The 8,603-nt window shown below is 64.2% G+C and carries 7 protein-coding genes; 2 read left to right on the top strand and 5 right to left on the bottom strand.

Features of this window, described 5'->3' with window-relative positions; genetic code table 11:
• The first annotated feature begins 64 nt into the window (after window positions 1-64).
• Window positions 65-1,087, top strand: a complete 1,023-nt coding sequence (locus CH256_RS10870; protein WP_094669595.1) for an NAD(P)-dependent alcohol dehydrogenase — start codon at window positions 65-67, stop codon at window positions 1,085-1,087.
• Window positions 1,084-2,559 (top strand): mannitol dehydrogenase family protein, encoded by a 1,476-nt coding sequence (locus CH256_RS10875; RefSeq protein ID WP_094669596.1) that lies wholly within the window; start codon window positions 1,084-1,086, stop codon window positions 2,557-2,559. The genes CH256_RS10870 and CH256_RS10875 overlap by 4 nt, the downstream gene beginning before the upstream one ends.
• Here CH256_RS10875 and CH256_RS10880 read toward each other — a convergent pair.
• The 5 genes from CH256_RS10880 to CH256_RS10900 all read right to left on the bottom strand — a co-directional run bounded on the left by CH256_RS10880 (window position 2,543) and on the right by CH256_RS10900 (window position 8,317).
• Window positions 2,543-3,208, bottom strand: coding sequence for a potassium channel family protein (locus CH256_RS10880; protein ID WP_082898696.1), 666 nt, complete (start codon window positions 3,206-3,208; stop codon window positions 2,543-2,545). The two genes, CH256_RS10875 and CH256_RS10880, sit on opposite strands and share 17 nt — an antisense overlap.
• Window positions 3,201-4,514, bottom strand: a complete 1,314-nt coding sequence (locus CH256_RS10885) for a TrkH family potassium uptake protein (RefSeq protein WP_094669597.1) — start codon at window positions 4,512-4,514, stop codon at window positions 3,201-3,203. The genes CH256_RS10880 and CH256_RS10885 overlap by 8 nt, the downstream gene beginning before the upstream one ends.
• Window positions 4,515-4,729: 215 nt before the next feature.
• Window positions 4,730-5,929, bottom strand: coding sequence for an L-talarate/galactarate dehydratase (locus tag CH256_RS10890; RefSeq protein ID WP_094669598.1), 1,200 nt, complete (start codon window positions 5,927-5,929; stop codon window positions 4,730-4,732).
• Window positions 5,930-6,002: 73 nt separating this feature from the next.
• The gene (locus CH256_RS10895) at window positions 6,003-6,956 is read right to left on the bottom strand and encodes a 2-hydroxyacid dehydrogenase (protein ID WP_094669605.1); all 954 of its coding nucleotides are present in this window, start codon (window positions 6,954-6,956) and stop codon (window positions 6,003-6,005) included.
• Window positions 6,957-6,970: 14 nt separating this feature from the next.
• Window positions 6,971-8,317 (bottom strand): enolase C-terminal domain-like protein, encoded by a 1,347-nt coding sequence (locus CH256_RS10900; RefSeq protein WP_068048984.1) that lies wholly within the window; start codon window positions 8,315-8,317, stop codon window positions 6,971-6,973.
• Window positions 8,318-8,603: the final 286 nt, after the last annotated feature.

The raw sequence follows: 8,603 nt of genomic DNA on the forward strand, positions 1-8,603 counted from the left end.
AAGCTAACATTAAGGTGTGATCTACACAACACCCCCCGACGGCGGGCGACCCGTGCCACAGTCCATGCAGGCCAGCGTCCTCACCGCAGCACAGGAGATACGACTCGAAGAACGGCCCGTCCCCACCCCCGCGCCCGATCAGGTCCTCGTACAGGTCACGGCGGTCGGGGTGTGCGGTTCCGACGCGCACTACTACCGGGAGGGGCGCATCGGCGAGTACGTGGTCGACGGCCCCCTGGTCCTCGGACACGAGGCCGCGGGCGTCATCGTGGCCGTGGGCAACGACGTCTCCGACGCCCGCGTCGGGCAGCGCGTGTCCATCGAGCCGCAGCGCCCCGATCCCACCAGCGCCCAGTCCCGAGCAGGCCGCTACAACCTGTGCCCGGCCATGGAGTTCTTCGCGACGCCGCCCATCGACGGGGCGCTCGCGGAGTACGTGTTGATTCAATCGACCTTCGCCCACGACGTCCCCGACGACATCTCCGACGAGGCTGCTGCGCTCTTCGAGCCGCTGTCGGTGGGCATCGCGTCGGCCCAGAAAGCACGGATCTCCGCGGGCTCGAGCGTGCTCATCGCGGGAGCGGGGCCCGTCGGGCTCGTCACCGCGCAGGTCGCTCGCGCATTCGGTGCCACCGAGGTGGTCGTCACCGACATCGACGCTTCCCGCCGGGCCAACGCGCAGAGGTTCGGCGCGACTCGCGTGCTCGACCCCGCCGTCGAGGACGTGCGCTCCCTGACGGTCGATGCGTTCATCGACGCGTCCGGTGCGGCCCGAGCCGTGATCGACGGCATCCACGCGGTCCGGCCTGCAGGCACGGTCGTCCTCGTCGGCATGGGTGGATCCGATTATCCGCTGCCGATCTCGCTGATCCAGAACCGAGAATTGCTGCTCACCGGCGTCTTTCGCTACGCCAACACATGGCCGATCGCACGCGCGCTGGTGGCGTCGGGCATGGTGGATCTCGACGCGATGGTGACGGCGCGATTCGGGCTCGAAGGCGTCGAGGATGCACTGAACGCGGACAGGCAACCCGGAAGCATCAAAGCTGTAGTGATTCCAGGACTTTCGAAGGAGAACGACGCATGAAGTTGAACTCGCAGAACCTCGACGACTTCATCGAGGACGTCGCGGTTCCGACGTACGACCGATCCGAGGTGACGGTCGGCATCGTGCATTTCGGTGTCGGCGGCTTCCATCGCGCCCACCAGGCGATGTACGTCGACCGTCTGTTGCAGCAGGGGCAGGCGCTGGACTGGGGAATCTGCGGCGTAGGCGTACTGCCCGGCGACCGGCGAATGAACGACGTCATGCAGGCACAGGACTGCCTGTACACGTTGGCGCTCAAGCATTCCGACGGTACGTGGGACACCCGCGTCATCGGTTCCATCGTCGAGTATCTCTTCGCACCGGACGACGCCGAGGCCGTGATCGAGAAGATGGCAGCAGACACGACGAAGATCGTCTCGCTCACCATCACCGAGGGTGGCTACAACTTCTCCGCGACGACGGGCGAGTTCGACGCCGACAATCCGGCCATCGTCGCCGACCTCGCCGACGGCGCTGTTCCTGCAACGACATTCGGGCTCGTCATCGAAGCGTTGGCTCGGCGCAAGGACCGCGGCATGGCACCGTTCACCATCATGTCCTGCGACAACATCGAGGGCAACGGACACATGGCGCAGTCGACGTTCACCGCGTTCGCGCGCCTGAAGGATCCGGCGTTGGCCGACTGGATCCAAGCCGAAGGCGCGTTCCCCAATTCGATGGTCGATCGCATCACGCCGGTCACGACACCGGAGGTGACCGAGCAACTTTCGCTGCGGTACGCCATCGACGATCAGTGGCCCGTTGCGGGCGAGCCGTTCACGCAGTGGGTGCTCGAGGACAACTTCACCCTCGGCCGTCCACCGCTGGAAGAGGTGGGCGTGCAGGTGGTCGAGGACGTCACCCCCTACGAGCTGATGAAGCTGCGGTTGCTCAATGCCAGCCACCAGGCGCTCGCGTACTTCGGCTACCTCAGTGGCTATCGACTCGTCCACGAGGTGTGCCAGGATTCGCTGTTCGCCGATTTTCTGCTCGCCTACATGGACGAGGAGGCAACCCCGACGCTGCAGCCGGTCCCCGGCATCGATCTGACCGACTACAAGAAGACGTTGATCGAGCGGTTCTCCAACCCCGAGATCCGCGATACCGTCGCTCGCCTGTGCGCCGAGTCCTCGGACCGAATTCCCAAGTGGCTCTTGCCCGTCATCCGCAAGAACCTCGAGACCGGCGGTCAGATCACCCGCTCCACCGCGGTGGTGGCCAGTTGGGCTCGCTACGCCGAGGCCGTGGACGAGTCCGGCGAGCCCATCGAGATCGTCGACCAACTCAAGGATTCACTGGTGCCGATCGCGCAGAGTCAGCGCGAGAACCCCACGGCATTCATCGCCAACCGCGCAGTGTTCGGGGATCTGATCGACAACGAGCGGTTCGTGGCCGAATACACGAAACAACTGTCGTCTCTGCAGGAGCGGGGAGCACGCGAGACGCTGGAATCGCTCAGGTCGACTCACTGAAACGTTCGGCGTCTCGAACCTGACCGGAGACGATGACGGTATCGCCTGCACCGATCACCGTGTCGGCCGTGGCGTAGGTGAATCCTTCGCCCTGACGCTTGACCGCGACGACGGTGACACGGTGTTTGGTGCGTATCCCGCTTTCCCCCAGCTTCTTTCCGATGATGGAGGCGGGCGGAGAGGTCTTGATCATGGCGAAACCGTCGTCGAATTCGATGTAGTCCATCATCCGACCGCGCACCAGGTGGGCGACGCGCTTGCCCATGTCGTGCTCGGGCCGCACCACATGGTGCACGCCGATCTGGGTGAGAATCTTGGCGTGCGCGTTGCTGATCGCCTTGGCCCAGATGTTGGACACCGACAGGTTGATCAGCGCGGACGCGGTCAACAGACTTGCCTCGAGATCGGATCCGATGCCCACCACTGCGCGGTCGTACTCGTGAACCGACAGTTGGCGCAACGACTCCTCGTCGGTGGTGTCGGCCACGGCCGCATGCGTGAGCCGGTCCGAGACACGTTGCACCACAGCCTCGTCGGTGTCGATGCCGAGGACCTCGACGCCCTGGCCCATCAATTCCAGCGCCAGCGACTTGCCGAAGCGGCCGAGGCCGAGGACGACGACGACGTCGGAGGACGGTTTCCTAGCCAATGAACGGCCTTTCCGTGGGGAGCGTGTAGCGCCGACCGCGGTCGCGGGCGGCGAGGGCGCTGACCAGAGTGATGGAACCGATGCGGCCCAGGTACATCAGCACGATCAGGATCATCTGTCCCCACCCGGGCAACTGTGCGGTGATACCGGTCGACAGACCGACGGTGGCGAAGGCCGAAACGACCTCGAACAGCAGGACGTCGAGGTCGAAGTCCGTGCCCGCCAGCAACGCGACGACCGGGAGCATGACCAACGCGACGCCGATCAGTGCCACGGTCAACGCCTGACGTTGCACGCGCGCGTCGATCCGACGATCGAACACCGTCACCTCGCGGTCACCTCGGATCTCGGCCAGGATGACGAACAGCAGCAGTGCGAACGTGGTGACCTTGATGCCGCCTGCGGTTCCGCCGCTGCCACCACCGATGAACATCAGGACGTCGGTGACCAGCAGGGTCGCGTTGTCGACATCCGCGTAATCGACACTGTTGAACCCTGCGGTTCGGGGCATGATTCCCTGGAACGTCGCGACGAGCATCTTGTCCCAGAAGCCGAATCCTCCCAGCGTTCTGGACCACTCGAAGAGCATCACCACTGTCGGTCCGAGTACCAACAGAACTCCGGTGACGGTCAGCGTCAGTCGTGTGTGCAGCGACCAGCGGTGGGGCGATCGACCGCCCCTGGCTCGGGACCGAACTCGACGGGCGATCTCGAAGAGAACCGGAAATCCGATGCCGCCCAACACGACCGCGATCAACAGTGGGATGCAGATCCACGGATCGGTGGCGAACCCGATCATGTTGTCGCTGAACAACGCGAAGCCGGCATTGTTGAACGCGGAGACCGCATGAAAGGTCCCCAGCCACAGTGCACGACCGAGAGGCTCGTCGTATCCGAGAAAGAAGCGCGCCGCGAGGGCTGTCGCCACGACGCTCTCGATGATCAGACTGGTGCGGAACACGCCGATGACGACGCTTCGGACATCACCCAGCCCCGAGGTGCGCACCTCCGCGGCCGCGTTGAGCCTGCCGCGCAGACCTATTCGATCGGCCAGGACCAGACCGACCAGGGACGCGATCGTCATGATCCCGAATCCGCCGATCTGAATCAGGGCAAGGATCACGCCCTGCCCGAATCTCGACCAGTACACCGGAGTGTCCACCACGATCAGGCCGGTCAGACTGACGGCGGAGGTGGACGTGAACAACGCCTGCAGAAACCCGGTCTCGCTGCCGGGCACGGTCGCCGCCGGCAGCGACAGCACGCCCGCACCTATCGCGATGGCGAGCGCGAACCCTGTGGCCATGACCCGAACCGGCGTCGGCCTGAAGATCGCGGACCATCGCGATGCCTGGTGAGCGTCTGTCACCCGAGAAACAGTACGCTCCGCTTCGCGCCATGTGAGTGGAAGAGCCGCTTCGCGGCACGTGCACGAAAACTCGTAGCAGAGGTCGAGTTTCCGTGCACCTGGGTCATTCCGCGGGCTCCACTCCCGCGCAGCTGCGCGTCAGCGCTCCCGCGTCAGCGCACTGCTATTTTTGCCACGGTCCACGCACGTCCCTGTTCGCTCAACGTGAAGCCCAGTCCCGGGCGCGCGGAGAGATGCATGCGCCCGTCTCGCGTCTCGAGATGCTCGTCGAACAGTGGGTCCAACCAGTCGAAGTGCTCCACCCACGTCTGCAGGGGATACACCGCCGCGAGGTGCAGATGGATCTCCATGGCGAAGTGCGGGGCGAGTTGCAGATCGTGATGCTCTGCCAGCGTGGCCAACTTCAGGAACTGCGTGATTCCGCCGATTCGAGGAGCGTCGGGTTGCAGGATGTCGACCGAGCCGGCCTCGATGAGGCGGACGTGCTCACCGACGCTTGCCAGCATCTCTCCCGTCCCGATCGAGGTATCCAGGCTGCGAGCGAGCTGGGCGTGCCCTTCGGCGTCGTAGGCGTCGAGGGGTTCCTCGATCCAGACCAGATCGAACTGCTCCAGAATGCGGCCCATGCGCTGAGCGGTCGGCCGATCCCACTGCTGATTGGCGTCCACCATCAGCGGGACATCGTCACCGAGAAATTCGCGGACCGCCGTGACGCGGGCGATATCGGTACGCCAATCCGGCTGTCCCACCTTCAGTTTGATGCCGCCGATGCCGTTGGCCAGTGAGATGGCGGCGTTCTCCATGACCTCCTCGATGGGAGTGTGCAGAAAACCACCCGAGGTGTTGTACGTCTGCACCGAATCGCGCGCCGAGCCGATCAGCTTGGCCAGCGGCAACCCCGCACGCTTGGCTTTGAGATCCCACAGCGCGATGTCGATCGCGGCAATCGCCTGCGTCGCCACACCACTGCGGCCCACCGAGGCACCGGCCCACACCAGCTTGTTCCAGATCTTGCCGATGTCGTTAGGGTCCTCACCGATGAGGACCGGAGCAATCTCCTGGGCATGCGCAAACTGGGCGGGGCCGCCCGCACGCTTGGAATAACCGAAACCGATTCCCTCATGGCCCTGTTCGGTGCGAATCTCCGCGAACAGGAACACCACCTCGGTCATCGCCTTCTGCCGACCCGTGAGCACCTTGGCATCGCTGATCGGATTCTTCAGCGGCAACACGATCGAGGACAATGTCACCTCGACGATGCGGTCGAGGCTTGCAGCCCCGGCGGCCAGGGCCCTGACTGCGGCGTCCGGTGCGACGAGTCCACTGGTGGGCTTGTCCGTTGCGATGGTCATCGTGCAACTCCTGAGTTCGTCGATTATGTTGCTTCCCAGCCTATTTCGGCGAACCATGCACGTCCAACACCTTTTACCGGCTCAACGATGCCGCCAAAGCATCGATGTTCGACGCGATATCGGCGACTCGGCCCACGAACGTGTGGTGCGTGACGCCCGACGAGTGGGGAGTCATCAGCACGTTGTCGAGTTCACGGAACGGCAGAGAACTCGGTTCGCCCACCCCGTCCGGCCCCGGGTAGCGGTACCAGACATCGATGGCAGCTGCAGCGATCTCGTTGCGAGACAGTGCGTCGAACAGTGGTTGTTCCTGCACCAAGGGCCCACGGCCGACGTTGACGAGTATCCCGTCCTCACCCAGCCTCCGAAGTTCCTCGGCACCGATCATGCCGCGAGTGTGCTCGTTCAACGGCGCGGAGACCACGAGAACATCCGCGAAATCGGCGAGCCTCTTCACATCCCCTGCATCAGCGACCCATTCGAGGCCCTCGTCCGGAGCTCGTCCGCTGCCGGTGACCGCAGCACCGGTTGCCCCGTACGCCCGAAACAACTGCCACGTTTTTCGACCGATATGCCCGAACCCGACGAATCCGATGCGAGCACCGCTCAACGACAACGGTTGCGCGATGCTCGGATCGTAGACAGCGGTCGCGAACCGGCCCGCGCGCAGCGCCCGATCCTGTTGCAGAAACTTACGTCGCAGCATCACGGTCGCAGCAACGGCATACTCGGCAATCGACTGCTCGTGGTGAAACGTGTTGCACACCTGCACATCGGGACCCAAGCGGGAACAATCGACATTGTCCGTTCCCGCGCCTGCGACGTGCACCATACGCAGATTCGGCGCAGCGGCACCCATGGCCGCGCTGAACTTGCCACCGACGTAGACGTCGGCATCGGCAAGCTCGTCGATGATGCGGTTTTCGTCGAACGGGATGCACCAGACCACCTCGGCATCGGCGGGCAGGCCCGCCTCGAACTGCTCCCGATGCGGCAGCACATTACGGTCACCGACAACGATCTTCATCCGCGCACCGGAACTCATCGCACCAGGGCCGGCCGCTTGCTGTCGAACGCCCATCCCTCGATCAGGTACTGCATACCGATGGAGTCGTCGCGGGAACCGAGACCTTCCTTCTGGTACAGCTCGTGCGCCGCATCGATCTGCTCGAAGTCGAGCTCGACACCCAGACCCGGCTTGTCGGGCACGGTCAGGTAGCCGTCCTCGATCGTGAACGGCTCCTTGGTCACTCGCTGTCCGTCCTGCCAGATCCAGTGCGTGTCGATGGCCGTGATCGTTCCTGGAGCGGCCGCGGCGACGTGGGTGAACATGGCCAGTGACACGTCGAAGTGGTTGTTGGAGTGCGAACCCCACGTCAGACCCCACGCATCGCACAGCTGCGCTACGCGGACAGAACCGGCCATCGTCCAGAAGTGCGGGTCGGCCAACGGGATGTCCACGGCACCGGATCGGATGGTGTGGCCCATCTCGCGCCAGTCGGTGGCGATCATGTTGGTCGCGGTCTGCAACCCGGTGGCGCGCTTGAATTCGGTCATCACTTCTCGACCGGAGAATCCGCCCTCCGGTCCGACGGGATCTTCGGCGTAGGCCAGGACATCCCGCAGGCCACGACACGTCTCGATCGCGTCCTTCAGCAACCAACCGCCGTTGGGATCCAACGTGATTCGAGCCTCGGGGAATCGCTCGGCCAATGCGCGCACCGCAGCGGCCTCCTCGGCGGCGGGCAGCGCACCACCCTTGAGCTTGAAGTCCTGGAATCCGTATCGGGCCTGCGCCGCCTCGGCGAGGCGCACGATCGACTCGGGATCCATGGCCTCCTCGTGCCTGATGCGCATCCAGTCGTCGGCCCCAGCAGCCTCGTCGGCTGCACCACGGTAGGCGAGGTCGGTCTTGGTGCGATCGGCGACGAAGAACAGGTAGCCCAGAGCCTGGACCTTGTCACGCTGCTGACCGTCTCCCAACAACGCGGCGACGCTGACGCCGAGATGCTGGCCGAGTAGATCCAGTAACGCCGATTCCACCGCGGTCACAGCGTGAATCGCGATCCGCAGATCGAAGGTCTGCGCGCCTCGGCCCCCGGCATCACGATCCGCGAACGTGCGGCGCATCTCGGCCAGCACGGCGTTGTACCGACCGATGCCCTGGCCCTCGACGAGTACCCGCGCATCCTCGAGAGTCTGCCGGATCGCCTCTCCGCCGGGCACTTCACCGACACCGATGCGCCCATCCGAATCGGTGAGCACCACCAGATTGCGGGTGAAGTACGGGGCGTGCGCTCCGCTGAGGTTCAGCAGCATGTCGTCGTGACCGGCAATGGGAATGACGCGCATCTCGGTGACGACGGGGGTGCTCGTGTGGACGTTCATGTCCGACCTCTCTCATACGCCATGGGTGACTCGGCTCACAGACGACACTAGGACTCCCGATCGATTCATGTCCAAGTCTAAAAAAGTCACATTCGATCCACTCTCGGTATCGATCGCGCTGCCAGGTGTGATGGGCTCCCGCTGTGCCTACCGATGCCACTACTGCATCGGTCGATGCGCAGATGGTCTTGGACATGAATCGATCGGGAGTCCTAGTGTCGTCTGTGAGCCGAGTCACCCATGGCGTATGAGAGAGGTCGGACATGAACGTCCACACGAACACCCC

Source organism: Rhodococcus sp. 05-2254-6 (genome assembly GCF_002258565.1).
GTDB lineage: Bacteria > Actinomycetota > Actinomycetes > Mycobacteriales > Mycobacteriaceae > Rhodococcoides.